Raw genomic sequence first — 26445 nt, 5'->3', positions numbered from 1 at the left:
TTTTTGAGTGGACTGGTACTAATAGGCCGAGGACTTGCCCACGAAGCTGCTACGCATCCGCTCTGCAACTCTGAGACACCACACCACACCTGTGGTTGTTTCACAGAGTTTCGGTGGTCATGGCGGCGGGGAAACGCCCGGTCCCATTCCGAACCCGGAAGCTAAGCCTGCCAGCGCCGATGGTACTGCACCCCCGCGGGTGTGGGAGAGTAGGACACCGCCGAACACAACTTCACACAAAAAGCCCAGGGGCTCGGTCGAGAACTTCACGTTCTCCCGAGCCCCTGGGCCTTTTTGTGCCCTTATCCTGAAGAACATGACGCGTCTTCTGGTCCTGCAGCCCGATCCGTCCGACCCGGTCGGGCCCCTCGGAGACTGGCTCGCCGCCGGCGCGGAACTCGACGTCCGCCGGCTGCCGGACGACCCGGTGCCCGGCTCCCTGGACGGGTACCAGGGCCTCGTCTGCCTGGGTGGTGGCATGAACGCCGAAGACGACGCCAAGCACCCGTGGCTCGCCGACGTCCGGGCGCTCCTGGCGACCGCGGCCCGCACCAACGTCCCCACCCTCGCGATCTGTCTCGGCGCGCAACTCCTCGCCGTCGCCACCGGCGGACGCGTCCAGCCCGGCGAGTCCGGTCCGGAGGTCGGCGCGGCCCTCGTCGCGAAGAAGGACGCCGCCTGGACCGACCCGCTCTTCGCCGACCTCCCGCTCATGCAGGACGTCATGCACTTCCACGAGGACGTCATCACCCAACTGCCCCGTGGCGCCGTCCTGCTCGCATCCGCTCCCAAATACCCCAACCAGGCGTTCCGGCTGCACCGCAGCGCCTACGGCATCCAGTTCCACATCGAGACCACCACCCAGGTCGTCCAGGCCTGGGCCGACGAGGCGCCCCAGCTGGCGGCGACCAGGCCGCCGAGCGCATTCGACACCGAGACTCTCGACCGCAACCACGCCGACATCGCCGAGACCTGGCAGCCGTTCGCGACCAGGTTCGTCCGGCTGGCTGAAGGTGCGCTCGAGGGCGCGCCACCGGCGTCCCTTCCGCTCACTTGATCAGCAACGACCCGCCTGGCACGGCTACGGTGGACCCTGATGGCTGAGCAGTCACGAGGGGCCGGCTCCCCTGCGCGCTACGGCTTCACCGACGACCGGGCTGAGGAGAACCTCCGCGCGGCCGGGTGGTGGACCGACACCGGGCCTGCCCCGGAAGCCCTCGACGTCCTCGTCGCGCTTTCCCGCAGCGCCGACCCAGACCTGGCGCTGCGCAGCCTCGACCGCATCCGGGAGACCGACGAACAGGGCTGGCGGGAACTCGACGCCGCCCTGCGCGACAACCGTACCCTCCGCGGCCGGCTCGTCGCCGTCCTCGGCACCTCCAGCGCGCTCGGCGACTTCCTCGTCGGCCACCCCGGCGAGTGGCAGCGCCTCGCCGGCGACAAGTGCACCGAACCCGACTGCTACGCCGACACCATGCTGGACGCCGTCCGCGAGAACGGCACGATCCGTACGGGCTCGGCGGCCGAGAACGCCCTGCGCGCCGCCTACCGCGGCCTGCTCCTCGAGATCGCCGGCACCGACCTGGGGCACCTCGTCGAAGGCAGCCTCGACCGGCCCCGCTACGCCGAAGTCGCCCAGCAGCTCACGCTCCTCGCCGAAGCCGCGCTCGTCACCGGACTGGAGATCGCGCAAGCCGAGCACGCTCCCGGCGGACTCGGCGACACCCGCCTGGCGGTCATCGCGATGGGCAAGTGCGGCGGCCGCGAACTCAACTACGTCAGCGACGTCGACGTCATCTTCGTCGGCGAAGGTGACCTGCAGCTCGCCACCCGGCTGGCGAGCACGATGATGCGGATCGTCGGCAAGGCGTGCTTCGAGGTCGACGCGGCCCTCCGCCCGGAAGGCAAGCAGGGCGCCCTCGTCCGCACCCTCGACGGCCACACCGCCTACTACGCCAAGTGGGCACGCACCTGGGAGTTCCAGGCCCTCCTCAAGGCCCGCCCGGTCGCCGGCGACGCCGACCTCGGCAACCAGTACGCCGAGATGGTCACCTCGATGGTGTGGTCCGCCGCCGAGCGGGAGAACTTCGTCGCCGACGTCCAGCAGATGCGCCGCCGCGTCGAGGGCCACGTGCCCTCCGAACTGGCCGAGCGTGAGCTGAAACTCGGCCGCGGCGGCCTGCGGGACGTCGAGTTCGCGGTGCAGCTGCTCCAGCTCGTCCACGGCCGCGCCGATCCGAGCCTGCGCTCACCGTCCACCGTCGAGGCGCTCGCGGCGCTCGGCTCGGGCGGGTATGTCGGCCGCAGCGACGCCGCCGAGCTGGAGATGTCGTACGAGTTCCTGCGGACGGTCGAGCACCGGCTGCAGCTGCGCCGCCTGCGCCGCACCCACCTGTTCCCGGACTTCAACGACTCGGGCGAGCTGCGCGTGCTCGGCCGGGCGATCGGCATCCGCCCCGAAATGGGCCGGGGCGAGGGTGAGATCCTCCTCGTCGAGTTCCGCCGCCACAACCAGCGCATCCGCCGGCTGCACGAGAAGCTGTTCTACCGGCCGCTGCTGCAGTCCGTCGCCAGCGTGTCCACAGAGGACCTGCGTCTCACCACGAAGCAGGCCGCGCAACGGCTGGCGGCTCTGGGCTATGCGGCACCCGACGGCGCGCTGCAGCACATCCGAGCCCTGACTTCCGGCGTCTCGCGCCGGGCCTCGATCCAGAAGGCGTTGCTCCCCGTCCTGCTCGACCTGCTCGCCGACACCCCGGACCCGGACGGCGGCCTGCTGGCGTACCGGAAGGTGTCCGAGGCCCTCGAGGAAACCCCGTGGTACCTGCGGGTGCTGCGCGACGAGGGCGCGGTCGTCGAACGGCTCGCGTCGCTGCTGGGCACGTCGAAGCTGGTGCCGGACCTGCTCGTGCGCGCCCCCGAGGTGTTGCAGCTGCTCGGCGACCCCGCGCGGTTGACCGGCCGCACGCCGGCCGAGGTCGCCAAGTCGTTGCGCGCCACCGTGCGGCGCCAGCCCGGGCTGAACGCGGCGGTGGCGGCGGCCCGGTCGTTGCGGCGCCACGAGATCCTGCGGGTGGCCGCGGCCGATCTGCTGGGCCTGCTGGACGTGCGCGAGGTGTGCGAGGCCCTGTCCTCGGTCTGGGTCGCCGTGCTGCAGAGCGCCCTGTCCGCCGCGATCCGCAAGCGCTGCGCCGAACTGGGCGGCGAGGCGGCGAAGATCGCCGTCATCGGCATGGGCCGCCTGGGCGGTGCCGAACTGGGCTACGGCTCGGACGCCGACGTCCTCTTCGTGTGCGAGCCGGCCGAAGGTGTGTCCGACGGCGACGCCGTCCGGTACGCGTCCTCGGTCGCCGAGACCGTGCGCAAGATGCTCGGCGCCCCGAGCGCCGATCCGCCCCTGCAGGTGGACGCCGATCTGCGGCCGGAGGGGCGCGGCGGTCCGCTGGTGCGCACGCTCGACTCCTACCGGGCGTACTACGCGCGCTGGGGCGAGGTCTGGGAGACGCAGGCCCTGCTGCGCGCCCGGTTCGTCGCCGGCGACGCGCCGCTGGGGGAGCGGTTCATCGAGATGATCGACCCGATCCGCTACCCCGACGGCGGGCTCGACGCGGCCCGCGCCCGCGAGGTGCGGCGCATGAAGGCGCGCGTGGACACCGAGCGGATGCCGCGCGGAGCCGACCCGACGCTGCACACCAAGCTGGGCCGCGGTGGTCTGGCCGACGTCGAGTGGACGGTGCAGCTGTTCCAGCTGCGGCACGCGTTCGAGGTCCCGGACCTGCGGACCACCTCGACGCCGCGGGCGCTGGCCGCGCTGGCCGAAGCGGGCCTGGCCGAACCCGAGGACACCGCGTCGCTCACCGAGGCGTGGCTGCTCGCGACCCGCGTGCGCAACGCGGCGATGCTGGTCCGCGGCAAGGCCGTCGACCAGGTGCCGAGCTCGGGCCGCGACCTGGCCGAGGTCGCCCGCGTCCTGGGCCAGAGCGCCGACGACGACCCGGGCGAGTTCCTCGACTCCTACCGCCGCACCACCCGGCGGGCCCACGCGGTCGTCGAGCGGCTGTTCTACGAAGCCTGACGTGGTGAAGGTCCCACCCCGCCGCGGCACGTCACCGCCTTACAGTGGAGCCGTGACTGCGCGCGAACCGTTCCGGGTGGAGATCAAGGTCCGGCACTACGAGCTGGACACGCTCGGCCACCTCAACCACGCGGTCTACCACTCCTACGGCGAGGTCGCCCGCACCGAGGCGTTCGAGCAGGCCGGGGGCGCGGCGCTGCGCGAGCAGAACCTGGCGCCGGTGCTGCTGGAGTCGCACATCGTCTTCCGCAGGGAGATCCGCGCGGGCGAGACCGTGCTCGTGGGCTGCGAGGCCAAGTTCGGCACCGGCAAGACGTTCCAGATGATCAACAACATCCACAAGGCCGACGGCACCCTGTCCGCCGAGATCACCTGCACGCTCGGGCTGATGGACCTGGAGCGCCGCAAGCTGGTCGAGGACCCGCGCGGCCACTGCGAACGCGCCGGCCTGGACATGTCGGTCCTCACCGCCGAATAACGCCGGCCCGATAAAGAACGCCGACGGCGAGGGCGTTTTCCGCTCCTCGCCGCCGGCGCGCTCGGGGTGTTCTACCCGGTCGAGATCACACGTCGTAGTACAGCGCGAACTCGTACGGGTGCGGACGCAGCCGCAGCGGGTCGATCTCGGTCTCGCGCTTGAGCGAGATCCACGTCTCGATGACGTCGGAGGTGAACACGCCACCCTCGGTCAGGAAGTCGTGGTCGGCCTCGAGGTTGTTCAGCACCTCGTCGAGCGTGGCCGGGACCTGCTTGACGTCCTTGGCCTCCTCCGGCGGCAGCTCGTAGAGGTCCTTGTCGATCGGCTCCGGCGGCTCGATCTTGTTCTTGATGCCGTCCAGACCGGCCATCATCATCGCGGCGAACGCCAGGTACGGGTTGCCGGACGAGTCCGGGCAGCGGAACTCGATGCGCTTGGCCTTGGCGTTGGAACCGGTGATCGGGATCCGGACGCAGGCCGAGCGGTTGCGCTGCGAGTACACCAGGCTGACCGGCGCCTCGAAGCCCGGCACCAGACGGTGGTAGGAGTTCACCGTCGGGTTGGTGAACGCCAGCAGCGACGGGGCGTGGGCCAGGATGCCGCCGATGTAGTGGCGCGCCATGTCCGACAAGCCGGCGTAACCGGACTCGTCGTAGAACAGCGGCTGGCCGTCCTTCCACAGCGACTGGTGGCAGTGCATGCCCGAACCGTTGTCACCGAACAGCGGCTTCGGCATGAAGGTCGCGGTCTTGCCGGCGTTCCACGCGGTGTTCTTGACGATGTACTTGAACAGCTGCAGGTCGTCCGCGGCGTGCAGCAGCGTGTTGAACTTGTAGTTGATCTCGGCCTGGCCGGCGGTGCCCACCTCGTGGTGCGCGCGCTCGAGCGTGAAGCCGGAGTTGATCAGCTTCTGGCTGATCTCGTCACGCAGGTCGGCGAAGTGGTCGACCGGCGGGACGGGGAAGTAGCCGCCCTTGAAGCGGGTCTTGTAACCGCGGTTGCCGCCCTCTTCCTCGCGACCGGTGTTCCACCAGCCCTCGACCGAGTCGATCTCGTGGAAGGAGCCGTTCTCGCGCGAGTCGAAGCGCACCGAGTCGAACACGTAGAACTCGGCCTCGGGGCCGAAGAACACGGTGTCGGCGACGCCGGACTCGGCGATGTACTGCTCGGCCTTGCGCGCGATGTTGCGCGGGTCGCGGCTGTACGCCTCGCGGGTGAACGGGTCGTGCACGAAGAAGTTGATGGAGAGGGTCTTCTCCTTGCGGAACGGGTCGATCCGCGCCGTCTCCGGGTCGGGCAGCAGCAGCATGTCGGACTCGTGGATCGACTGGAAGCCGCGCACCGAGGAACCGTCGAAGGCCAGGCCCTCTTCGAACGCGTCCGCGTCGAACGCCTTCGCGGGGACGGTGAAGTGCTGCATCACACCCGGCAGATCACAGAACCTGACGTCAACGAACTGCACGTCCTCATCTGCGATGAGACGCTGGATATCGTCTGGAGTAGTGGACACCCTCTGTAACTCCTTCATACGCATTGCCGGGGGCAGTACTCTCTTCGGCTCACGCTAAGAGCGCGGTGTTGCCCGACCGTCACCCGTATGTTTCGCGGAGGTTAACGGGCTGGGCGATATCCCCCAGCAGACCAGGGCGGACGTGGTGCACGCCACCGGCATACCCTGGTCGGGTGGCGAGATGGACCGGTGAGTGGTTGTCCGCACCTCGGCCCGGCGCAGAGGAGCCTCCGCGCTGGCGAGGGGAACGGCTCGGGCTTCCCGAGCAGGGGGTCGGTGCGGTCGCCAGGGGCGGTGCGCGCCTGCTCGGGCTCGTCGTCGACCTGGTCGCCGCGTCCCTGCTGACCTCCCTGTTCCTGCGCCCCGACCTGCAGGACACCGCCGCGATGCAGTCCTACAACCTGTGGGCGATCGCGGTGTGGGCGGTCATCACGATCATCCCGGTCTCGTTCTTCGGGTTCACCCCGGGGATGTTCGTGACCGGCATCCGCGTCGCGCGCCTGGACGGCGCCCAGATGGTCGGCGTGCCGCGGGCGATCGTCCGCGCGGCGCTCACCTTCCTGATCATCCCGGCGGCGATCCGCAACGCCGACGGCCGCAGCTGGCTCGACCGGCTCACCGGGACCGTGGTCATCCGGATGCGCTGACAACGACAAAAGGCCCCGACCGGACTGGTCGGGGCCTTTTGTCGTTCCGGGTCAGCGGCGCTTGATGACGCGCTGCACGCTGCGCATCTTCGCGCCCTGCGGCATCGGGCCCTTCGGCATGGCCGCGCCACCGCGGTTGCCGAGCGCGGCGAGCTTGGCCTCCAGCGCGTGGACCTGCGCCGGGCGGAGGTTGCGGGGCAGCTTCATCATGTGGCTCGACAGGCGGCGCAGCGGGACCTGGCCCTCCTCGTTGCCGACGACGACCTCGTAGATCGGGGTGTCACCGACCAGGCGGGCCACGCGCTTCTTCTCCTGTGTGATCAGGTTGCGCACGCGGTGCGGCGCGCCCTCACCGACCAGCACGACGCCCGGGCCGCCGAGCACGCGGTGCACGGCGTCGAGCTGCGTGGTCGCGGCCACCGTCTGGGTCACCTTCCAGCGTCCGCGCAGGTTGTCCAGCGCCCAGCCCGCCGCTCCGGGCTGGCCCTCGGCCTTGGCGAACACCGTGCGCTGCACCCGACGGCCGAAGATGATCACCGCGGCGAGCACGCCGAGGACGATGCCCAGCGGCAACAGGACCCACAGCATGTCGAGCAGCAGCCCGACCACGACGAAGACGCCGGCCACGACCAGGAACGCGCCGAGCATCCACGGGATGAGCGCCTTGTCCTCCCGGCGCTGCATCTTGAACGCTTCCCAGATCTGACCGCGCCGGGCCTTGCTCGCGGCGCGCCGTTCCCGCTTGGCCTGCTTGGCAGCCTCTTTGTCCTGCTTTCCCGCCATATGAACCAGGATACGGCCGGGCAGGGCGGCGCGATCCCGTCGGTCCCCTCTGCGAGGATGCCGGGGTGGCTAGCGCACCTGTGACCAAGTCCCCGACGGGCCTGTTGGACGGGCTGGACCCCGAGCAGCGTGCCGCCGCCGCAGCCCCGCGCGGGCCGGTCTGCGTCCTGGCCGGCGCCGGCACCGGCAAGACCCGCACCATCACCCACCGCATCGCGCACCTGATCGCGTCCGGGCACGTCGCCGCAGGTCAGGTGCTCGCGGTCACGTTCACCGCGCGCGCGGCGGGGGAGATGCGGACGCGGCTGCGCGCGCTGGGGGTCGACGGCGCCCAGGCCCTGACGTTCCACGCGGCCGCGCGGCGGCAGCTGCGGTACTTCTGGCCGCGCGTGGTGGGCGACCGGATGTGGGACCTGCTCGACGGCAAGCTGCGGCTGGTCGCCCAGGCGGCGCAGCGTTCGCGGGTCAGCAGCGACGCGGAGATCCTGCGGGACATCGCGAGCGAGATCGAGTGGGCGAAGGCGTCGCTGATCAGCCCGGAGGACTACCCGGCGCAGGCCGCGCGGCTGCAGCGGGACACGCCGATGCAGGCCGCGCAGGTGGCCGAGGTCTACCGCAAGTACGAGGAGGTCAAGAACGCGGCGCGGATGCTCGACTTCGACGACCTCCTGCTGCACACGACGGCGGCGCTGGAGGACAACGCGGACGTCGCCCGGGAGTTCCGCGACCGGTACCGGTGTTTCGTCGTCGACGAGTACCAGGACGTCACCCCGCTGCAGCAGCGACTGCTCGACGCGTGGCTCGGCGGGCGCGACGACATCACGGTGGTCGGCGACGCGAACCAGACCATCTACTCCTTCGGCGGGGCCTCGCCGCGGCCGCTGCTGGACTTCACGCGGCGCTTCCCGGAGGCGACGGTGGTGCGGCTGGAGCGGGACTACCGGTCCACGCCCCAGGTGGTCGAGCTGGCGAACAAGGTGATCGGCGCCGCTCGGGGCCGGCCGGCGGGGTCGCGGCTCAAGCTGGTCGGGCAGCGTCCGGACGGTCCCGAGCCGCGGTTCGCGGAGTTCGACGACGAGCCGACGGAGGCCGGCGCGGTCGCCGGGCGGGTGCGGCAGCTGCTCGACGCGGGCGTGCCGGCGAGCGAGATCGCGATCCTGTACCGGGTCAACGCGCAGTCGGAGGTCTACGAGCAGGCGTTGACCGACCTGGAGATCCCGTACCTGGTGCGCGGGGGTGAGCGGTTCTTCGAGCGGCGCGAGATCCGGCAGGCGATGGTCGCGCTGCGGACGGCGGCGGGGGATCCGCCGTCCGCGGAGCTGGTTCCCGCGGTGCGCGCGGTGCTGGCTCGCATCGGGCTGACGGAGCAGCCGCCGTCGGGCGGGGCGGCGAAGGAGCGGTGGGACGCGCTGCTGGCGCTGGTGGAGCTGGCGGCGGAGCTGGCGGCGTCGGTCGAGGGCGCGTCGTTCGGCCGGTACGTGGCGGAGCTGGAGCAGCGCGCGGCGGCGCAGCACCCGCCGACGGTCGAGGGGGTGACGCTGGCGTCGCTGCACGCGGCGAAGGGCCTGGAGTGGGACGCGGTGTTCCTGGTCGGGCTGGCCGAGGGCACGATGCCGATCCAGCGAGCCGACGGCGACGAGGCGGCGATCGAGGAGGAGCGGCGGCTCTTTTATGTGGGGGTCACGCGGGCGCGGGAGCACCTGTGGTTGTCGTGGTCGCTGTCCCGGCACCCGGGCGGACGCCGGCACCGCCGCCGGAGCCGGTTCCTGTACGGCTTGATCCCGGAGGAACACCCCGCGGCGCGCGTGCCCCGCCGGCAGCCGACCACGCGCACGAAGCCGAGCTGCCGCATGTGTGGTGAGCAGCTGGCCAACACGCTGGAAGTCAAGCTCGGCCGATGTGCCCGATGCCCGAGCGACCTGGACGAGGCGTTGCTGACGCGGTTGAAGGACTGGCGCGCCGAGCGCGCGCGGGAGCTGAAGGTCCCCCCGTTCGTCGTCTTCACGGACGCCACGCTGGTCGCGATAGCCGAACAACGCCCCGAGGACCAACGCGGCCTGGTCTCGATCTCCGGCATAGGCCCGACAAAGGCCCACCGCTTCGGCGACGAGGTACTATCCCTGCTCCGGAAGGAACATCGCTGAACTGCGGTGCCGCCGGTGCAGCGGAGCCACGTGACCGGACTACAGCGACTTTCTGCGCGGAAGGTGCTCCCGATTTGGTGGCTGTCCGTCCTGCGTAGGAGGTGCTTCCGCTTTAGTGGCTGTCCCTCCTGCGCGGGACGGGCTCCTAACTTGGCGGCTGTTCCTTCTGCGTGGGAGGTGCTGCCGATTTGGCGGCTGTTCCTTCTGCGTGGGAGGTGCTGCCGATTTGGCGGCTGTTCCTTCTGCGTGGGAGGTGCTGCCGATTTGGCGGCTGTTCCTTCTGCGTGGGAGGTGCTGCCGATTTGGCGGCTGTTCCTTCTGCGTGGGAGGTGCTGCCGACTTGGCAGCCGTCCCTTCTCCGCGGGAGACCCGCCTGCCCGACTGCTGTGTCTTCGCCGGGACACCGACGCCTGACGGAACTGCCATCCCCTCCTCTGCGGAAGGACACCCCCGATGGGACTGCTGTCCGCCGGCGAGCGCTCTGGGCGGTCCGCTGTCCGTTCTCCGCGACAGACACTCCTGACAGCCGTTAACTCCGGCCGCCTGAACCAAGGCCGGCGGGCCGGACGCGGCGCGCCTACCGAACACGTCCACCCGTGAGGCGCCCCCCTCTTGAAAGGTCCGGGCCGAGCGCGGCCGTGCTCGCTCTGCGCCGCCGTGTGCCGTGTGCACCACTGCCTGCGTCGTCCTCAGCCGAGCGACCTCGGTCGTGCGACCGTTACGCCCGGAACGACACTTTGCCACGACCGGATGAATCTGGCGCCGAGGTGACCAGCCGCGACCGCCGTGGCGAGTCCCGCTCCGAGCGTGGCTGGTCGGGCTGGGGCGATGTGCGCCACACTGAGAGGCGCTTCGTCGCATCCGGGCACCGGGGCGGGCCGTGCAGGGCAGGCACGCTTGACCGCGCCGAAGGGCTCCTTCGCGCGGCGGAACCGCTGCTCGGGGACGATCTTCGCCGTTGGGAAAAGTTCTCCGAAAAATCAGTTGCCCCGCGTCGGGCAGGGGCAATAGCCTGCATGGGCGGGTGAAGAGCGCCCGCGAAGCGATTGCCCGTCGCCCGCCGGCGATGAGCGAAGGACGAGAGGAGGTGCTGGGACGTGAAGACTTCGATCACGGTCACGAACCCTGGCATCGCTCTGCCCTTCGCCCGCTCGGCGATGGCTTGCGCGAACGGCTGGGGCGTCGGCAAGGCCGGCGTCGAACTGCCGATCCTCGCCCGGCTGCGTGACCGCTTCGACGGGACCCGTGTGTCCGCCGTCAAGCCGGCGTACGTCCCGACCAACAAGCAGACCCGACTCCACGTTCCGCTGGCTCCGCCGGAGCTCAGACTCTGACCCCCCGTCAGGGAGACAGGCTCACGAGGGCCGCGGAACCGAGATTCGGATCCGCGGCCCTCGTGTTTTTGTACCACCTCCACAACGAAAAACCGTTACTACACAAAGGAGAACGGGAATGTCATCGGCAATCGCCTTCGCGTCAGAGAAGGCGTTATCCGACGAACTCGCCCTTCCGGGATCCGGGATCGGTGAGCTTTTCGATGCCGTGGCCTCGCCGGACGCCGACCTGCCCTGCAGGTCCGGCGACGCCGACCTGTGGTTCGCGGAGTCACCGGCGGATCTCGAGCTGGCCAAGAGCCGGTGCGCCGACTGCCCGATCCGGAGTGCGTGCCTGTCCGGCGCGCTCGCCCGGCGGGAGCCCTGGGGGGTCTGGGGAGGCGAGATCTTCGAGCGCGGTGTCGTGGTCGCTCGGAAGCGGCCGCGGGGACGCCCTCGCAAGAACCCGGTGGAAACGCCCGTCGCGGAGAAGCGCATCGAGCGCCGCAACCGCACTGACCAGCAGAGTGCAGCCGCATGAGTACTGACACCTCATTCGTCCCAGTGAGCTGGACGAAGCACCCGATCACGCCGCGCCCCCGCGCCGGGGTCGCACCCATGACCAAGGAGATCACCCGAATGTTGCTCAACGAAGAACTGGCGAGAGCACGAATACAGGACCTGCACGACGACGTCCGCTGGCAGCCCGTACGCAATGCGCGCGCGGCCCGCCGGTGGGACCGCGTGGCCCGATGGGCTTCCCGCCGCGCAGGTCGGTACCGCGGTTAGTCGCCCGACGATCCCGCTACCAGCGGCTCGTCATCGCGTTTCGCGGATTGCTGGCCCGGCGGTGTTCGAGGCGAACGGCCTTGACCACCGCCGGGCTTGGCGCTGTCTAAGGTGCCGCTCGTTCCAACCGCTACATGCCGCTCGTTCCAACTCCCCAACCCGCGGCGGCCACAGCCCCGGCGCGTTCGGTTGCCAGCGGCCCAGGGGCCGCCGGCATTTGCCTGTCAGCGCCGAGGCCCGGACGCGTTCGGCTGCATTGCCGAGGCTCGGGTGCTCGCGCCCCGCCAGCGCTGAGCGCCTGGTGCGTCCGGCCGCCAGCGCTGAGCGTCTGGTGCGTCCGGCCGCCAGCGGCCAAGGCTCTGTCCGTTCCCTTTCCAGCGCCGAGGCCCGGGCGCGTTCGCCGGCCAGGGCCGGTACTCGACGCGTCGGTTGTCAGCGCCCGATGCTCGGCGTGTTCGGCTGTCAACGCCCGGATGCTCGGCGTGTCGGCTGTCAGCGGCCAACGGCTTGGCACGCTCGGCCGCCACCTGCTCGGCTGCCTCCCGCCTCGGTCCCGACCCCTGTGGCGTTCGTTCGCGCAGGAGGGGCAGTGACTGCGGCTGGCCCCATCCGGCCGATGAGCACCACCACACCGCCGGACTGGTGCCGCACCCAAGGCGCCGAGGCGGCCCCGAATCACGGCGACGGTTTCTCCAGCGGTGTTGAATGACCGGTATGGCCGTACACACCCATGACGACATCGACTGGGCCGAGCGAATTCCGACGTTGCGCAGCGCGGACCAACTCCACGCGAAGACCCACGCGGAGATCGCCGCCCGGCTGGTCAGCCGGCTCGCCGACCATCCTGTAGTCGTCGACGTGGGCAGTGGCGCCGGAGGGATGAGCGCCGCGTTCGCCGCCGAGCTGGCTTGTCGAGGCGGCGGGACGCTCGTGCTCGTCGACGCCGTTCCGGAGCTGCTCGACGTTGCCGAGACCGTTGCGAAGGCTGCCGTCGAGCAGACGCACACGGACGCCGCTGGCCGAACAGATCCGGACGACCCGGCGGCCGTGCCGCGGGACACGAGTTCGACCGGCCAGCAACAGATCGCACTCGAGCAGGCGCGGGCTGAGCTCGCAGGAGCCGCCGCGGCGGCGACTGTCGGGCGCGCCCATCCGGGGATCGAGGCCGTCGCCGGCGCCGCGCTCGCCGGCCAGGTTTCGATCGAACGCGTTCGAGCTGACGTCGCATCGGCGGAACTCGCTCACCTCGTCGAGCCGGCGGATCTCGTCTGGGCCGCTTCGATGGTGCATCACCTCCCTGATCAACAAGCTGGAATCGCCGGTCTTGTCACAGCTCTCAAGCCACGCGGCATGCTCGCCCTGGTCGAGGGGAGCCCGCCCACTCACTGCCTGCCCTGGGATCTGGGGATCGGTGAGCCCGGGCTTGAACGCCGGCTGCTGGAGGTGCGGGATCGTTGGTTCAAGCGCATGCGCACCGACATGCCGAACTCAGTCCGGATGCCCTACGGCTGGAACATCGCCCTCGTCAAGGCAGGGTTGGAGCGAGTCGGTTCCTTCAGTCGTCTTGTCGATTTGCCTGCGCCGCCGGACGAGGTGGTACGCAACTACGTGATCGAGCACATCGCCTGGCTGGCGTCGGCCGGCGATGAGTTCGTGACGCAGGAAGACCGGGACGTCCTGCGTCGTCTCCTCGATCCGGAGGATCCCGAGTACTTGGGCAACCGAGAGGACATCTACGTGCTCGGAACGCAGACGGTCCACTTCGGATGGCGCAGATGAACGAGCCGATCGTCTGCTCCCGTTGCGGCGTTCAACGCAAGCCGGACGAGGACCCGCTCGAGACCCTGGCGTGGGCCAGTGATCGTGAGGGCGGCGCTCTGCGCTGGCTGTGCCCTCGATGCGCTCGTGAGCACGTCCGCGACATCGAGGGGAAACTCCCGCCCGAATACTGGTGAGCGCTAGTCAAGCCGCCACCTCCTTCAGCGCCTGAACCTTCGGCCGCCGACGGCGAGCTGCCGACGCGAACGCGCTCGTGAGTTCCCGCGCGACTGCCATCGCGTCACCGCGCAGGCGGCTGGGAGTGGTGTGGACCAGCACGACTCCGGCCCCGGTGAGCGGCAGGTGGCTCGCGGCCGGACGGTCGGAACGGGTGGCGGCGGGGTCGAGGAGCCATCCCATCGCGACTTCGTCCCACCAGGCGTCGACGACACCGAGGCGGCGTCCCACCGAGTCGCAAATGGTCACGTTCCAGATCGGCGGGGGCACCGGGACTCCTCCGAGCAGCTCCCTCGCCACACCTTGCTGGTAGGTGTCGCGAAGCGAGCCCAGGGTGCGTAGCGTCTGCCGGACAGCCGCGGTTCCGCGCTGGTTGCCGGCGTCGACCTCGTTGCGCAACTGCTCGGCCGTGCAGAGGCCGTAGTAGACGGGCAGGGTGAGCAGTCGCCGCAACCTGTCCGGATCGGTTTCACAGCGGGCGAGGTCGATGGTGGCGCGAGCTGGCGGCGCGAACGGCAATCCGTCCACGACGACCGGCTCGGGAACGCGAGACGTCCGGTCCAGCCAGGTGAACTCGTGCGACGCGATCCGGCGCCCCACTGGGATCAACACGTGGACGCGCCGGGACGGTGACAGCGGAATGCCCTGTGCCTGCAAGGCATCCGTACCGCTGATCACCGCGTCCGGGCCGGCGTGGTAGATCGCGGCGCGGAGCTGCTGATCCCGGCTGGGCTCTCGGTTGCTCAGCAGGATCACGCCCGGTAGAAGCCGGCGCCACGGGCCTCCTGGGCGGCAACGGGACGAGATGACGTGCTGGCTCAGGCCCGCTCGGCGCAGCCGCGTGCTGGTGGTGACGTCCTCGCTCGGGGCCGAGCCTCGCTCTGCCGGAGCGGTGATGGTTTCGGTCATGCCTTCAGAGTCGGGCCGGAGACGGGGCAGCGGAAGACGTGACACGAAACTGTGGACAACTTGGTGGTGCGAGTGGACATCTCGTGCGTTTTTGACCGTGATTGTGGATAACTCGCGCCTCTGGCAAGCCTTGTCGGCCGCGGGGGCCGCGGTTTACGGCATGCTGGGCATTGCGGCGAAGACATCCGGACCGGGGATGGATGGCAGCTGGTTGGCAACCAGGGCTGGGGCGCTTGTTCACAACAGAGGCTGGGATTGGGAAAGACGATGAGGTGATGCCGCAGTTGCAAAGGACTGCGATCGCGCTGGATAGAAGCTTCCGAGGTTGCGTCTCGGCTAGCTGATCAGTTTGGGTGCATCCGCCGTGGCGTGGTGGGTGATCCCGCCTTGCGTGCGGAAACCGGGAATTCGCCGTCGGCCGGGGGCGGCCGTCGACTGAGCCGGAATCCGGAGCGGTCAGGGGCACGCGCAAGTGCGGGTGACCCTGACACGCCCGATGAGAAAGGGAGGGAGGTATCGGATCAATCGGCGAAGCCGGGCTGCCAACGTTCCACGATCGCGCGGGCGGGGATCTCGGCCTCGAGCTGGCACAGGATTCCCGTCGAGCCTGCGGTCACGCGATGGATCAGCAGGTACTCCGGTGGAAGGTTCAGCGATCGCCCGGTCCGGAAGTCGCGGCCACGCGTGTCGCCGACCCGCATCGCTTGGCGTTGCATCCAGCGGCGCGTGAAGTGGAAGCGCTCGGTGGCGAGGGGCTCGGTGAACGGGGCCAGGTATGCGAGCACGTCGTCGGCGCTGAGTTCGGTGCCGGGGCGGATGAAACCGGAGGAGCGCAGCAACTTCATGAGTTCGGTCGAGCGCTGATCGAGCGCGAGACGGGTCATCTCGCCGAGCTGGCGGGGGATGCCGTGTGGGAGGCGAGCCACCGCGCCGAAGTCGATCACGGCGAGACGGCCGTCGTCGAGCAGCATGAAGTTGCCCGGGTGCGGGTCGGAGTGCAGGAGCTTCGCCCTCGCCGGTGAGGAGAAGTGGAACTCGGCCAGGAGCGCGCCGACGTGGTTGCGGGTTTCGGCGTCCGCGCCGGCGATGATCTTGGCCAGGGGAGTGCCGGTGACCCACTCGGTCACGAGCACCTTCGGGGCGCTGGCTACCACCTTCGGCACCAGGACCTTGTCGTCGCCGTCGAAGGCCTTCGCGAACTCGCGCTGGCTGTCGGCCTCGCCGCGGTAGTCCAGTTCCTCGTCCATCCGCGCGGACAGCTCGGCGAGCAGCGGTTTGACCTCCGTGCCCGGCAGGAGTGCCTGGAAGAGCCGGCTGAACCGCTGCAGCTGACGCAGGTCGCTGCGGAGCGCCTCGTCGGCGCCGGGGTACTGGACCTTGACCGCCACGTCGCGCCCGTCGTGCCACACGGCGCGGTGCACCTGGCCGATACTGGCCGCGGCGGTGGGAGCGTCGTCGAACTCGCGGAACCGTGTCTCCCACGACCGGCCCAGCTGCTCGGCGAGCACGCGACGCGTTTGGCGGGCCGGCATCGGCGGCGCGGCGGCCTGGAGGCGGGTCAGCGCGTCCCGGTACGGGGCGGCCAGCTCGTCCGGCACCGCCGCTTCGAACACGCTCAAGGTCTGCCCGAACTTCATCGCGCCGCCCTTGAGCGTGCCCAGCACCTCGAACAGCTGCTCGGCGGCTTTCGCCGACAGGTTCGCGTTGACTTCTTCAGCGCTCTGACCGGTCAGCCGCCGCCCCCAGCCGCCGACCGCCCGTCCCGCGATTCCGAGCGGCAGGCTCGCGAGCTTCGCGGCGCGCGCGGCTGTGCGGCGGGGAATCCCGGGATCGGCACGGTCGTCGGTCTCTTCGGGGAAGTCGGTCACTCCTGCGATTGTGCCTTGTCGACCATGTTCTCCGCAGCCATCGGCGCAGGGACGCTGCTGACCAGCGGCTCCGGGCGTGCCCCGCAGGTGCAGGCCGGGTGGGGCGACCACGGGCGGTGGTAGATCGTGTTCTCGTACGGGTCGATCTCCATCGTCATGTTCCAGCCCGGCGGCACCCCGTCGACCGGCCCGAGAGCGCGGAGCACCTGACCGGTCGCCAGGGCAGCGGTGGCTTGCACGGTCACCAGGTCGGCCTGCTGGGTGCGCCCGGCAAGCTGACCCGCGATCTTGGGCCAGCGGTCGTCCATCGACTGGCGGATCAGGTCCGCGCACCCCAGGCAGCTGCTCCGGCCGGGTTCGACGAGCGGCCCGACGATCCCGATGCCTTCCCGGACGCGAACCGCCAGGTGCGGAACCCGCTCGTGCATGAGCTGCTGGACCAGCTCGGGCGCCGGGACGATGGCGTCGGCGAGCACGGCGAGTTCGGGCAGCCGCCCGTCTCGGAGGCGTCGCGTCACGGTCGCCGGGTTCACCCGCCGGATCGCATCGGCCGCCGCGGCTGATCGGGAACGGCCGATGTCGGCGTCGGTGTAGCCGCTGCCGGTGTCGTGCTCGGTGACCTTGCCCTCGGCCTCGACGCGGACCTGCCCCACTCCCGCGGCCGCGAGCTGCACCGCCATCGCGACCGTCAGCCGTCCCGAACCGAACAGCACGATGGCGCTGTGACGACGCCGGGCGACGGTCTCGCCGTGGCTCCGCCGTGCCGACAGGGACCACAGACCAGCCTCGTGGACGGGCCGGTTGTAGGCGGAGGGCGGCCACGCCTCCTCCACCAGCCCGAGCCGGGTCAGCTTCGTGAGGAGATCGCGGAGGCTCTCGACGTGTTCGCTCTTGGCGAGCGCGAGCAGACTTTCCAAACGGAGACTGCCGTCGAGGCGGTGCATCACGTCCACCAGGTCGGGCGGCAGCTCCGTGGCCACCATGGCGTGCCGGGGGTCGAGACCGATCTGCACCTCGCCCGGGCCTCGGTCGAAAACCTCGATGCCCGGCCGCAGCCAGGGGCGTTCGGGCAGGAAGAGCGGTCGCTGACTTGTCGTTGTATCCGTCATGGAGCACAGAGTGACGGAAGGTCGCTAAGTATTCGCTAACCAAGATCGCGAGTTATCCACAGGCGAGCCGAAATGTGGATAACTCGGGCCTTCTCGAAGTCGGCTCTCCCGAGTTGTCGGTCCCTGCCTTTACCGTGGACGGGTGGCGAACGCACGGGTGCCCTCTTTGAGGAACCGGGACAACACCGGGCAGTCATCGAACCCGCAGCTCAAGGTCGAAGTACGGCGTAGTGCACGACGAAGGCGGACGGTCAGCGCGTACCGGGACGGCGACACCCTCGTGGTGCTCATCCCGGCCAGCATGAGCCGAGCCGAGGAAAAACACTGGGTGGCCGAGATGGAGCGCAAGCTCCAGCGCACGGAGACGAAACGGGCGTCTCCGGCGCGCGAGTCGGATGCCGCGCTGCTCGCGCGGTGTGCGCAGCTGTCAGCGCGGTACCTCGACCGGCAGGCGCTGCCCGCGAGCGTCCGCTGGGTCCCGCCGATGCGGACCAGGTGGGCGTCGTGCACGCCGGCCGACCGGACCATCCGAGTGAGTGACCGGCTGCAGAACGTGCCGGCGTGGGTGCTGGATTACGTGCTGGTGCACGAACTGGCACACCTGCGCGTGGCGGCGCACACCGCCGAGTTCTGGGAGCTGGTCCGGCGCTACCCGAAGACCGAGCGGGCCATCGGCTACCTGGAGGGCCTGTCCGCGGCGGCGGGTTGGGGAATCAGCGAGCTGGACGAGGACTGAGCAGTCGGAACGCGCCGGGGGCCTGCCGTCCGGCGGGCCCCCGGCACCGGAACAGGCAGGTGGAGGGGCGGCCGAAACTGGCGAGTGCCGGTGCGCGATGAGTAGCGGCCGGAGCGAGTGAGTGCTGGGGCGGGTTAGCGAACGGAGCAGGGGGCGCGCTGGGCCGGATGGGTAGCGGGCGGAGCAGAGGCGCGCTGGGCCGGATGGATAACGGGCGGAGCAGGAGGCGTGCCGGGGCCGGATGTCCCGCGAGCGGGCCCCGAGAGGGGCAGCTGAGGTGGCGGACTGCCAAGGCAGTGGCAGCTCGACGGACAACGGCCGGGCAGCGTGCCGCCCGTTGGCGGGCTCGATTGCGGGCTTCAGGGCTGCTGTCGGTTCGCCATGGGGCGCCGGGGCGCTGCCAGTCGCGGGCTTAGCGGTGAGTTCTGGGGGCTGCTGCCGGTTCGCGATGGCGGGGCCGGGGTGCTGCTGTCGGCGGGCTTAGCGGTGGGTTCAGGGGGCTGCTGCCGGTTCGCGATGGCGGGATCGGAGGCCGTTGTCGGAGGGCGAGCAGCAGGTTCAACAGATTGCTGTCGCTGCGCGACGGCGGGCCAAGGTGCCGCTGTCGGCGGGCGGGACGGTGAGGGCAGGGTGCCGGCTTCGCGTGGGAGGGTTCCGCCGTGAGTCCGGGAGGGGGCAGCCTGTCCGAGCAGTCGCCGAGGGCGGGGCGGCTTGCCGCTGGTGGTTGAGGCGGCTTTGCCGCGATCGGACGTGGTCAGCTTGCCGGCTTCGGTTGGGTGGGCGTGCCGGTGTCGGCTGGGGCACCCGCCGGTGGCCGGGGTGGCCCGCCGTGTTGGTCGGGTGGGCGTGCCCCGTGGGGCTGAGGTGGCTCGCGGCCGGTGGCTGGGCTTGTCGGTGTCGGCTGGGGCCGGCCCGCCGGTGTTGGTGCCCGTGGGGCTTAGGTGGCTCGCGGCGGTTGGATGGGCATGCCGGTCACAGCTGGGGCGCCCGCCGCTGTTGGTTGGCCGGGCTGCCCGGGGAGTCGGCGGGGGTAGCTCGCCGCCGTGGGTGGCGTGGGCGTAGCGCGCCCACCTCGGCTGTTGCTCAGGCGAGGTGGGCTCGCTGACACTCCTGCGTCAGTTGCCGGGCTCGTCGCCCTCGTTGGGCTTTGCCGGCTTCTCCTCGGGCTTCGTGCGCTCCAGCTCGGCCATCGGGTCGTCCAGGTCGCCGGGCTTGCCCAGGCGCTCGGCGAACTCCAGCGGGTCGTCCAAGTCCTCGGCCGACGGCATCAGGTCCGGGTGCGACCACAGGCCGTCCCGCTTGTCGACGCCGTGCCGGTCGCCCACGAGCTTCCACAGCGCGGACGCCGAGCGCATCCGGCGGGGCCGCAACTCGAGCCCCACGAGCGTTGCGAACGTCTGCTCGGCCGGGCCGCCCGTCGCGCGACGGCGGCGGAGGGTTTCGCGCAAGGCGTCGGCTCCCGGCAGCCGGTCGCCGACCGCGTCCGCGACCACCACGTCCACCCAGCCCTCCACCAGGGCGAGCAGCGTCTCCAGCCGGTTCAGCGCCGCCTGCTGCTCGGGCGTCGTCTGGGGCTCCAGCAGCCCCGAGGACAACGCCTCCTCGATGCTCGCCGGGTTGGACGGGTCGACCTGGCCCGCCAGCTGCTCCAGCGCGGACGTGTCGACCTTGATGCCGTGCGCGAACTCCTCGACCGTCGCCAGCAGACGCTGCCGCAGCCACGGCACGTGCGAGAACAGGCGCTGGTGCGCGGCCTCCCGCGCGGCCAGGAACACCAGGACCTCGCTGCTCGGCAGCTCCAGACCCTCGGTGAACTTCTCGATGTTGCCGGGCAGCAGCGCCGACGTCCCCTCCGGACCCAGCGGCAGACCCACCTCGGTCGAGGTCAGCACCTCCGACGCGAGCTGCGCCAGCGCGTTGCCCAGCTGCGAACCGAACGCCATGCCACCCATCTGGCCGACCATCGACAGCAGCGGGCCGGCGGCCTGCTTCGCCTCGGCGGGGAGCGCCTCCACCCACGCGCCGGACACCTGCTGGGCCACCGGGTCGCACAGGCGTTGCCAGGTCGGGAGCGTCTTCTGCACCCAGTCCCGCGGCGACCACGCCGCGGTCACGTTCGCCCCCGCAGGCAGGATCGTCGCCGCGTCCAGCCACAGCTCCGCGAGGTGGCCGGCGTCGCGCACGGCGCTGTCGGCGTCACCGCTCGAGGCGAAACCGATCGTCCCGCCGCCGCTGCCACTGAGCTTCTGCAGCGCGATCTGCTTCGCGAGGTCGTAGTTCACCGGGCCCGACGAAGTGCCGGCCTGGCTCAGCATCTGCCCGAGCTGGCTCAGCATCTGGCCGAGCTGGTTGAAGGCGTCGGCGCCGGACTGCTGGCCCTCCGGCCCGTTGTCACCGGGCTTGTCGGGATCCGGGGGCCCGAAGCCGAACGGGAGATTGCTCATACCACCACCGTACGCGGCCGGAGCAGCCGCGACCGCGCCAGAGGTGTCCGATTTCGCTCGCCGCGATCAAGGCCTGGTGATCGAGCGTGCGGGCCGGTCACCGTACGCTGTGGGCCGTGAGCGAGTCCCGCGACGAAACCACTGCTCCCGGCGCCGCGACGGGCACCAAACCCGCGGACGGCGACCAGGCCCGCAACGGGCACCGCGCGACACGGGCCCCCGAGCGGGCCCATATGACCAGGCGCGGCTGGACCGTGGTGACCAGCGGCGTCCTCATCGTCGTGTTCGGGCTCATCGGCGCGTTCGTCCAGGTGCCCTACGTCGCGATCGGCCCCGGTCCCACCTACGACACGCTCGGCCAGGTCAACGGCGTTCAGGTGGTCGAGGTCGACGGGCAGCAGACCTACCCCACCGCGGGTGAGCTGCGCATGACCACCGTCTCGCTCAACGACGAGATCAGCCTGTTCGGCGCGCTCGGGCTGTGGGTGAGCGGCCGCTACGCGCTGGCGCCCCGCGAGGAGTACTTCCGCCCCGGCGAGAGCGACGAGCAGGTCCAGCAGCAGAACGTCCAGCAGTTCCAGGACTCGCAGAGCAACGCCGAGGTCGCCGCGCTGCGCCACCTCGGCTTCCCGGTCAAGGTGCTCGCCCAGACGATCGTCGAGAACACCCCGGTCAGCCGGGTCCTCGCCGCGGGCGACCGGCTGCTGTCGGTCAACGGCCGCACCATCACCAACGAGGACGACGTCACCGCCGCGCTCGCCGACACCGCCCCGGGCCAGACCGTGCCGATCACGTTCCAGCACGGCACCGAGCCGCCCCGCACCGAGCAGATCACGCTGGCCGCCAACCCCGACCCGAACAAGAAGCAGGGCTTCATGGGCCTGCAGCCGATCGACCGGGCGGACGTGCCCTTCGACGTGAAGATCTCGCTGCAGGACGTCGGCGGCCCCTCGGCGGGCCTGATGTTCGCGCTGGCGATCGTCGACCGGCTCACCCCCGGTGAGATGGTCGCCGGCGAGCACGTGGCCGGCACCGGCGAGATCACCGAGAAGGGCGTGGTCAACCCGATCGGCGGGATCTCGTTCAAGGTCGTCGCCGCACGGGAGGCCGGGGCCACGGTGTTCCTCACGCCCCAGGACAACTGCGTGGAAGCCGCCGCCGCGGCGCCGGACGGGCTGAAGCTGATCAAGGTGACCGACTTGAACAGCGCTCTCTCGGCGCTGGAAGCGCTCAAGGCCGGGCAGCCGACGCCGTCCTGCTGACCCGGGCCGCCGGCTCGGCGGGGCGGGGCTCGCGCGGGAGCTGGGTCTCGCGTGGTTGAGTGTGGGGCTCGCGTGCGGGAGCATAGGGCCCGCGGACGGCAGGGTGGGACTCACGCACGGGAGCGTGGAGCTCGCGGACGGGAGCGTGGGACTCGCGCGGCTGAGCGTGGGACTCGCGCGGCTGAGCGTGGGACTCGCGCGGCTGAGCGTGGGACTCGCGGACGGGAGCGTGGGACTCGCGGGTCGTTAGGGGGCCAGCGTCGCCCGGAGGGCGTCCAGCAGGTTCGGCGCCAGGTCCGGGTGCTCGACGATCTCGTCGGCCGGCTCGGCGTCCTCCGCCTTCGTGTACCCCCGCAGCCGCACCACGCAGGCGCCCGGGCCGTCCCGCAGCACAGCCGCCACCAGACGCGCCTCCGTCCGCTCCGGGTGGTCCGCCGCGGCCCGCCGCAGCCGCTCCGCGTCGGCGGACTCGTCCAGCTCCGACTCGGCGCTCGGCGGCAGCACGATGATCTCCTGGGCCAGCGCGCAGCCGGTCACGACCTCCGGCCACGCGATCCGCCCCAGCGCCTCCGCCAGGTCACCCTCCGGCAGCGGCTCCTGCGCCACCGGCGTCAGCGCGCTCGACGGGTCGAGCTGCCCGGCCAGTTCCGGCTGCTCACGCAGCAGCGACGCGGTCGGGACCAGCGCGAACAGCTGCGGCGCCTGGTCCCACCCGGCGGCGGCCACGAACTCCTCGACCTCCCTGGCGAGCGCGGCGATGGCCGGACCAGCGGCGGGGTTGACTTCGGATGCCATCTCCTCATCGTCTCAGGTGCGTGCCGGACGTGTCCGATTCGGGCCGGTCGGGGAACCCTGAGCGGCCCTCCTAGAGTTAGGGGTTCAGGGGTGTCCTGCGTTACGGGCTCCCCGCCAGCGGACCACGACAACAGGAGCGTGCGCAGTGGCCAGTCGGCCCCCAGTGAGCCTGCCGAAGCTGTCCCGTCGCAGCCGGGTACTGCTGATCATCGCCGCGGTGATCATCCTGGCGCTGCTACTCGGCGCGCGCCTGTTGGACACCTACGTCGACTGGCTGTGGTTCGGCGAGGTGGACGCCCGCCAGGTCTTCAACACCATGGTCGTCACCCGCATCGTGTTGTTCTTCGCGATCGGGCTGCTCGTCGGCGGCTCGCTCGCGCTCAGCCTGTGGATCGCCTACCGCACGCGACCGGTGTTCGTCCCGGTCTCCGGCGCCGACGACCCGCTGGCGCGCTACCGCTCGGCCGTGGTCGGCCGCATCCGGCTGTTCGGCATCGGCATCCCGCTGGTCACCGGGCTCATCGCGGGCGCGACCGGCGAAGGCGAGTGGCAGCGCATCCAGCTGTTCCTGAACGGCACGAGCTTCGGCCAGACCGACCCCGAGTTCGGCAACGACATCGGCTTCTACGCCTTCACGCTGCCCTTCTACCAGTGGCTGCTCGGCTGGCTGTTCGTCGCGGTGACGATCTCGTTCATCGGCGCGCTGATCGCGCACTACCTCTTCGGCGGCATCCGGCTCGCCGGCCGCGGCGGTCGGCTCGCCGGATCGGCCCGCGTCCAGCTCGCCGTCACCGCTGGCCTGTTCGTCCTGCTCAAGGCGGTCGAGTACTACTTCGACCGGTACAACCTGCTCTTCTCCGACCGCAACCCGCTGTTCAACGGCGCGACCTACACCGACCTGAACGCGGTGCTGCCGGCGAAGCTGATCCTGCTGTGCATCTCCGCGATCTGCGCGGTCGCGTTCTTCGCCGGCGCCTTCCTGCGCAACATCCAGCTGCCCGCGATCGCGCTGGTGCTGCTGATCCTGTCCGGCGTCCTGGTCGGCGTCGCGTGGCCAGCGATCCTGGAGCAGTTCTCGGTCAAGCCGAACGCCAACCAGAAGGAAGCGCTTTCCATCAGCCGCAACATGGAGGCGACCAAGTCCGCGTTCGGGCTCGACAACGTCCAGTACGAGGACTACACCGGCACCGGGCAGGCGACCGCCGCCGAGATCAGCGCGGACACCACGACCGTGCCCAACATCCGCCTGCTCGACCCGAACGTGCTCGCGCCGACCTTCACCCAGCGGGTCGGCCGGGAGAACTTTTACGGCTTTCCGCAGAAGCTCGACATCGACCGCTACGAGATCGACGGCCGGATCCAGGACTACGTCGTCGCCGCCCGTGAGATCAACACCGCCAACCTCACCGGCAACCAGACCAACTGGATCAACAAGCACCTGGTCTACACGCACGGCAACGGGTTCGTCGCGGCCCCGGCCAACACGATCGACCGCGCGGTGAGCAGCGCCAACAGCGACGGCGGGTACCCGATCGCGGTCACCAGCGACACCCAGAACCCGACCGGCGCCGGCATCAACCCGACCAACCCGACCGCACCCGGCATCGCGGTCACCGAGCCGCGCATCTACTACGGCGAGCTCACCAACGACTACGCCATCGTCGGCGGCCAGGAAGGCCGCGCGCCGGGCGAGTACGACAGCGCCAGCAGCAGCAACTACCGCTACGAGGGCACCGGCGGCGTCAACCTCGGCAACTGGTTCAACCGCCTCGCCTTCGCCGCGAAGTACGGCGAGCGCAACATCCTCTTCTCCGACGCCATCAGCGACGGCTCGAAGATCATGTACAACCGCGACCCGCGGCAGCGCGTCAGCAAGGTCGCCCCGTGGCTCACCGTCGACGGCGACCCGTACCCGGCGGTGGTCGACGGCAAGATCGTCTGGATCGTCGACGGCTACACCACGCTGAACAACTACCCGTACTCGCAGCAGACCCAGCTCGGCGCCGCCACCGAGGACACCCTCGCCGGCGTCGCCCGCCAGGCCAACAACAACATCAACTACATCCGCAACTCGGTGAAGGCGACCGTCGACGCGTTCAACGGCACCGTCACCCTCTACTCGGTCGACGACAAGGACCCGGTCCTCAAGGCGTGGGAGCAGGTCTTCCCCGGCCTGGTCAAGCCCGGCACCGAGGTCACGCCCGAGCTGCGGTCGCACTTCCGGTACCCGGAGGACCTGTTCAAGGTCCAGCGCGAACTCCTGACGAAGTACCACGTCACCGACCCGCAGGAGTTCTACACGACCAACACCTTCTGGAACGTGCCCCAGGACCCGACCCAGGAGGGCGGCACCAACCTCGACGCCGCCGGCCTGGCCAACCAGCCCGGCTACTACGTCCTGGCCCAGGCACCCGGCCAGACCGGGACCACGTTCCAGCTGACCAGCCCGCTCACCGCCCTGCAACGGCAGTACCTGGCGGCCTGGATGACGGTGTCCTCCGACCCGAAGGACTACGGCGCCATCAAGGTGCTCCGGCTACCCACCACGGCCGCGGGCAACAGCCAGGTCGACGGCCCCGTCCAGGTCCAGAACAGGTTCCAGAGCGACTCGCGGTTCGCTTCCGAACGGACCCTGTTCAGCAACCAGAGCGTCACGGTGATCTTCGGCAACCTGATCACCCTGCCGCTGGGCGGCGGGTTCCTCTACGTCGAACCCGTCTACATCCAGCAACGCAACCAGAACAGCTACCCGCAGCTCGCCCGCGTGCTGGTGTCCTACGGGTCCAAGGTCGGATTCGCCTCCACCCTCGGCGACGCCCTCAAACAGGTCTTCGGCGACCAGGCGGCCCAGGCGGCGACCTCGCCCACCCAGCAACAGCCCACCACCACGCCGACGACACCGCCCGCCACACCGACCACCCCGCCGGCCGGTGGCACGGGCAGCACCCCGGCCCTCGACCAGGCCGTCGCCGACATCCAGTCGGCGCTCGAACGGCTCCGGCAGGCCCAGCAGAGCGGCAACTTCGCCGCCCAGGGCGAGGCGCTCGCCGCGCTCGACGCCGCCGCCCGCGCCTACGAAAACGCCAAGGCCGCCCAGACGACCTCGGCGCCGCCCCAACCAGGCGGCTGACCAGCCACGCAGGGTGCCGGAGCCCCTTCCGGCACCCTGCGTGCACGCCCCCGCAACCAAGGCGTAAACTGGTCCTCACAACGCGGGGTGGAGCAGCTCGGTAGCTCGCTGGGCTCATAACCCAGAGGTCGCAGGTTCAAATCCTGTCCCCGCTACAGAGGCAGGGGCCCTCATGTCCGCGGAAAGCGCGGACGTGAGGGCCTCTTTCGCGTTGTTCTGGGGGTCGAACCCCCAGACCCCCGGCAGGGGGCGAGCCCCCTGCACCCCCGCTCGGTGCCGGTTGCGTTGTGGCCTTGCGTTGCGTGGGCCCTTCGCGCCCTGTGGGCGCTGGTGAGCTTGCCCCCGTTCGCCGGACACTTCGGGTGTGGGGTCAGTGATCTTGGTCTGACTCCGTGTGCAGGGCTTCAAACGTGACGGGGCTGTGCATTCCGATTTTGGAATGTCTCCGTTTCGGATTA

General features: G+C 70.4%; 19 protein-coding genes, 1 tRNA gene and 1 rRNA gene. 14 read left to right on the top strand and 7 right to left on the bottom strand.

Annotated elements, in window-relative coordinates; translation table 11 throughout:
- Nucleotides 1-109: 109 nt before the first annotated feature.
- From rrf to D0D28_RS30725, 4 genes are all read left to right on the top strand, one after another.
- Nucleotides 110-226: ribosomal RNA gene (rrf, locus tag D0D28_RS30740) — 5S ribosomal RNA — on the top strand.
- Between the two features lie 90 nt (nucleotides 227-316).
- Nucleotides 317-1057, top strand: a complete 741-nt coding sequence (locus D0D28_RS30735) for a type 1 glutamine amidotransferase (protein ID WP_116114560.1) — start codon at nucleotides 317-319, stop codon at nucleotides 1055-1057.
- A gap of 39 nt (nucleotides 1058-1096) precedes the next feature.
- A complete protein-coding gene (locus tag D0D28_RS30730) occupies nucleotides 1097-4075 on the top strand; it encodes a bifunctional [glutamine synthetase] adenylyltransferase/[glutamine synthetase]-adenylyl-L-tyrosine phosphorylase (RefSeq protein WP_116114558.1) in 2979 nt (992 codons plus the stop codon).
- A 52-nt stretch (nucleotides 4076-4127) separates the two neighbouring features.
- On the top strand, nucleotides 4128-4553 hold the full coding sequence (locus tag D0D28_RS30725; RefSeq protein ID WP_116114556.1) for an acyl-CoA thioesterase: 426 nt from the start codon (nucleotides 4128-4130) through the stop codon (nucleotides 4551-4553).
- Between the two features lie 85 nt (nucleotides 4554-4638).
- Here D0D28_RS30725 and glnA read toward each other — a convergent pair whose 3' ends face one another.
- Nucleotides 4639-6063 (bottom strand): type I glutamate--ammonia ligase, encoded by a 1425-nt coding sequence (glnA, locus tag D0D28_RS30720; RefSeq protein WP_094006741.1) that lies wholly within the window; start codon nucleotides 6061-6063, stop codon nucleotides 4639-4641.
- A 173-nt stretch (nucleotides 6064-6236) separates the two neighbouring features.
- Between glnA and D0D28_RS30715 the strand changes: the two genes are divergently transcribed.
- Nucleotides 6237-6710: an RDD family protein gene (locus D0D28_RS30715; RefSeq protein ID WP_116114554.1), complete on the top strand. Its 474-nt coding sequence runs from the start codon at nucleotides 6237-6239 to the stop codon at nucleotides 6708-6710.
- 51 nt (nucleotides 6711-6761) lie between these two features.
- Here the strand turns inward: D0D28_RS30715 and D0D28_RS30710 are convergent, their stop codons facing one another.
- Nucleotides 6762-7493 (bottom strand): DUF4191 domain-containing protein, encoded by a 732-nt coding sequence (locus D0D28_RS30710; RefSeq protein WP_116114552.1) that lies wholly within the window; start codon nucleotides 7491-7493, stop codon nucleotides 6762-6764.
- A gap of 80 nt (nucleotides 7494-7573) precedes the next feature.
- Here D0D28_RS30710 and D0D28_RS30705 point away from each other — a divergent pair, with 80 nt between their 5' ends.
- The 5 genes from D0D28_RS30705 (at nucleotide 7574) to D0D28_RS30680 (ending at nucleotide 13694) form a co-directional block, all read left to right on the top strand.
- Nucleotides 7574-9637, top strand: a complete 2064-nt coding sequence (locus D0D28_RS30705; protein WP_162831243.1) for an ATP-dependent DNA helicase UvrD2 — start codon at nucleotides 7574-7576, stop codon at nucleotides 9635-9637.
- A 1097-nt stretch (nucleotides 9638-10734) separates the two neighbouring features.
- The gene (locus D0D28_RS30700; protein ID WP_094006729.1) at nucleotides 10735-10971 is read left to right on the top strand and encodes a hypothetical protein; all 237 of its coding nucleotides are present in this window, start codon (nucleotides 10735-10737) and stop codon (nucleotides 10969-10971) included.
- Between the two features lie 118 nt (nucleotides 10972-11089).
- Complete coding sequence (locus tag D0D28_RS30695) at nucleotides 11090-11491, top strand: WhiB family transcriptional regulator (protein WP_094006728.1); 402 nt, start codon at nucleotides 11090-11092, stop codon at nucleotides 11489-11491.
- A 962-nt stretch (nucleotides 11492-12453) separates the two neighbouring features.
- On the top strand, nucleotides 12454-13518 hold the full coding sequence (locus D0D28_RS30685) for a class I SAM-dependent methyltransferase (RefSeq protein ID WP_094006737.1): 1065 nt from the start codon (nucleotides 12454-12456) through the stop codon (nucleotides 13516-13518).
- On the top strand, nucleotides 13515-13694 hold the full coding sequence (locus tag D0D28_RS30680) for a hypothetical protein (protein ID WP_094006736.1): 180 nt from the start codon (nucleotides 13515-13517) through the stop codon (nucleotides 13692-13694). The genes D0D28_RS30685 and D0D28_RS30680 overlap by 4 nt, the downstream gene beginning before the upstream one ends.
- Before the next feature lie 7 nt (nucleotides 13695-13701).
- Here D0D28_RS30680 and D0D28_RS30675 read toward each other — a convergent pair whose 3' ends face one another.
- The 3 genes from D0D28_RS30675 to D0D28_RS30665 form a co-directional block, all read right to left on the bottom strand.
- Nucleotides 13702-14643, bottom strand: a complete 942-nt coding sequence (locus D0D28_RS30675) for a hypothetical protein (RefSeq protein WP_233157364.1) — start codon at nucleotides 14641-14643, stop codon at nucleotides 13702-13704.
- Nucleotides 14644-15164: 521 nt separating this feature from the next.
- Nucleotides 15165-16511: an ABC1 kinase family protein gene (locus D0D28_RS30670; protein ID WP_094006725.1), complete on the bottom strand. Its 1347-nt coding sequence runs from the start codon at nucleotides 16509-16511 to the stop codon at nucleotides 15165-15167.
- Nucleotides 16508-17620 carry a ThiF family adenylyltransferase gene (locus D0D28_RS30665; RefSeq protein WP_116114548.1) on the bottom strand — a complete coding sequence of 371 codons (1113 nt, stop codon included), beginning with the start codon at nucleotides 17618-17620 and terminating at the stop codon, nucleotides 16508-16510. Before D0D28_RS30665 ends, D0D28_RS30670 begins: the two co-directional genes overlap by 4 nt.
- Nucleotides 17621-17786: 166 nt before the next feature.
- Here D0D28_RS30665 and D0D28_RS30660 point away from each other — a divergent pair, with 166 nt between their 5' ends.
- Nucleotides 17787-18356: a M48 metallopeptidase family protein gene (locus D0D28_RS30660; protein WP_116114546.1), complete on the top strand. Its 570-nt coding sequence runs from the start codon at nucleotides 17787-17789 to the stop codon at nucleotides 18354-18356.
- A 1115-nt stretch (nucleotides 18357-19471) separates the two neighbouring features.
- Here D0D28_RS30660 and D0D28_RS30655 read toward each other — a convergent pair.
- Entirely contained in the window at nucleotides 19472-20800 is a 1329-nt protein-coding gene (locus D0D28_RS30655; RefSeq protein WP_094006724.1) for a zinc-dependent metalloprotease, read from the bottom strand.
- 116 nt (nucleotides 20801-20916) lie between these two features.
- Here D0D28_RS30655 and D0D28_RS30650 point away from each other — a divergent pair, with 116 nt between their 5' ends.
- Complete coding sequence (locus D0D28_RS30650) at nucleotides 20917-22062, top strand: YlbL family protein (RefSeq protein ID WP_116114544.1); 1146 nt, start codon at nucleotides 20917-20919, stop codon at nucleotides 22060-22062.
- Between the two features lie 246 nt (nucleotides 22063-22308).
- Here D0D28_RS30650 and D0D28_RS30640 read toward each other — a convergent pair whose 3' ends face one another.
- Entirely contained in the window at nucleotides 22309-22857 is a 549-nt protein-coding gene (locus D0D28_RS30640) for a PPA1309 family protein (protein ID WP_116114540.1), read from the bottom strand.
- Between the two features lie 163 nt (nucleotides 22858-23020).
- Here D0D28_RS30640 and D0D28_RS30635 point away from each other — a divergent pair, with 163 nt between their 5' ends.
- Nucleotides 23021-25987 carry a UPF0182 family protein gene (locus D0D28_RS30635; protein ID WP_205413401.1) on the top strand — a complete coding sequence of 989 codons (2967 nt, stop codon included), beginning with the start codon at nucleotides 23021-23023 and terminating at the stop codon, nucleotides 25985-25987.
- 81 nt (nucleotides 25988-26068) lie between these two features.
- Nucleotides 26069-26142: transfer RNA gene (locus tag D0D28_RS30630), tRNA-Met, on the top strand.
- Nucleotides 26143-26445 lie beyond the last annotated feature (303 nt).

The sequence above is a fragment of the Amycolatopsis ruanii genome, assembly GCF_003385175.1.
In the GTDB taxonomy this organism is placed as follows: Bacteria; Actinomycetota; Actinomycetes; order Mycobacteriales; family Pseudonocardiaceae; genus Amycolatopsis_E; species Amycolatopsis_E thermalba.
This window is presented reverse-complemented; position numbering and strand designations above follow the sequence as displayed.

Bases quoted from the DNA above. Each gene is read 5' to 3' on its own strand.
- D0D28_RS30665 (WP_116114548.1), bottom strand. From the start codon at position 17,620: ATGACGGATACAACGACAAGTCAGCGACCGCTCTTCCTGCCCGAACGC.
- D0D28_RS30695 (WP_094006728.1), top strand. From the start codon at position 11,090: ATGTCATCGGCAATCGCCTTCGCGTCAGAGAAGGCGTTATCCGACGAA.
- D0D28_RS30685 (WP_094006737.1), top strand. From the start codon at position 12,454: ATGGCCGTACACACCCATGACGACATCGACTGGGCCGAGCGAATTCCG.
- D0D28_RS30655 (WP_094006724.1), bottom strand. From the start codon at position 20,800: ATGAGCAATCTCCCGTTCGGCTTCGGGCCCCCGGATCCCGACAAGCCC.
- D0D28_RS30680 (WP_094006736.1), top strand. From the start codon at position 13,515: ATGAACGAGCCGATCGTCTGCTCCCGTTGCGGCGTTCAACGCAAGCCG.
- D0D28_RS30735 (WP_116114560.1), top strand. From the start codon at position 317: ATGACGCGTCTTCTGGTCCTGCAGCCCGATCCGTCCGACCCGGTCGGG.
- D0D28_RS30640 (WP_116114540.1), bottom strand. From the start codon at position 22,857: ATGGCATCCGAAGTCAACCCCGCCGCTGGTCCGGCCATCGCCGCGCTC.
- D0D28_RS30730 (WP_116114558.1), top strand. From the start codon at position 1,097: ATGGCTGAGCAGTCACGAGGGGCCGGCTCCCCTGCGCGCTACGGCTTC.
- D0D28_RS30710 (WP_116114552.1), bottom strand. From the start codon at position 7,493: ATGGCGGGAAAGCAGGACAAAGAGGCTGCCAAGCAGGCCAAGCGGGAA.
- D0D28_RS30675 (WP_233157364.1), bottom strand. From the start codon at position 14,643: ATGACCGAAACCATCACCGCTCCGGCAGAGCGAGGCTCGGCCCCGAGC.